General features: G+C 69.5%; 1 protein-coding gene. It reads left to right on the top strand.

Annotated features, from left to right (window positions below):
• Positions 1-1,438 (top strand): LCP family protein (locus JGS39_RS39665; protein WP_443742936.1); only part of this gene is annotated, 1,438 nt, incomplete at its 5' end.
• Positions 1,439-1,492 lie beyond the last annotated feature (54 nt).

The following is a 1,492-nucleotide window of genomic DNA, read 5'->3' on the forward strand; positions in this document are numbered from 1 at the left end:
GCCGAGGCCCCGTGCCGCTCCCCCGCAGCCCAGACGGGCCAGGAGGAAGCGGGACGAGAGGCCACGCTGGGGCATGCGGGTGGCGACCACGCTCTCCGTCCTCGTGCTGGGCGCGGGCGGCATCGGCCACGCCGTGGTGACCAACCTGGAGTCCGGGATCGACCGGATCGACCCGTTCAAGGACATGAAGAACCGGCCCGCGGGCGGCAACGGCATGAACCTGCTGCTGGTCGGCACCGACGGCCGCGACAAGATCACCGCGGCGGAGAAGAAGAAGTACCGGCTGGGCGGCGCACCCTGCCACTGCACCGACACGATCATGCTGGTGCACCTGTCCGCGGACAAGGAGCGCGCCAGCGTCGTCAGCCTGCCGCGCGACAGCTACGCCGAGATCCCCGAGCACCGGGACGCGACGACGGGCAAGGAGCACGCGGCCCACCCGGTGAAGCTGAACGCCGCGTACGCCGAGGGCGGGCCGAATCTGACCGTGCGGACGGTCGAGCACATGACGGGCGTCAAGATCGACCACTATCTGGAGGTCGACTTCACCAGCTTCATGACGACGGTCGACACCCTCGGCGGCGTGAAGATCTGCACCGCCCGGCCGATGAAGGACTCCTACACCGGTCTCGATCTCGCGGCCGGCCCCCATGAGCTGGACGGCGGCCAGGCACTCCAGTACGTACGCTCCCGGCACATCGACGGCGCCGCCGACCTGGGCCGGATGCAGCGCCAGCAGAAGTTCATGGCCTCGCTGATCAAGCAGGCGACGAGCAGCGGGGTGCTGCTGAACCCGGTGAGATTCCGTGAGGTCGCCTCGACGATGCTGAAGTCGGTCCGGGCCGACAAGGGCTTCGGTACGGAGCAGATGCTGGAGTTGGGCCAGGCGATGCGGGGCTTCTCCGCCGCCTCGTCGGAGTTCACGTCGGTGCCGATGGGCAACGTCGCGTACCAGGTCAAGGGCATCGGCTCGACGGTCAAGTGGGACGCGAGGAAGTCGAAACAGCTGTTCCAGGCACTGCGGGACGACAAGCCGCTGACCGTCGCACGGCCCAAGCAGGCTCCGGCGAAGAAGGTCGACATCCCGCCGAAGCAGATCCGGGTCCAGGTCTACAACGGGACCCTCAAGGACGGTCTCGGCTCCACGGTCGACACCGCGCTGCACGGCACGGGCTTCAACACCACCCGCGCCCCGCTCACCGGACCGCAGCGCGACGTGAAGCACACCCTGGTCACGTACGACCCGCGCTGGGACCGGTCCGCGAAGTCCCTGGCGGCGGCGCTGCCGGGGGCCGAGCTGAAGGCCGTGAAGGGGCAGGGCGGCACGATGAAGGTGACGGCGGGCGAGGACTACCGGAAGGTCGAGCGAGTCCGGGCCGAGGAGCCCGATCCGGGCAGGTTCGGCGCGGTGAAGGGCGACGAGGTCGTCTGCCCGTAGACCCCTGACCCGGTTCCGTTCAGTCCTCTACGCCGTCGGGGGCTGCGCGGACCG

Source organism: Streptomyces poriferorum, assembly GCF_019399235.1.
Lineage (GTDB): Bacteria > Actinomycetota > Actinomycetes > Streptomycetales > Streptomycetaceae > Streptomyces > Streptomyces poriferorum.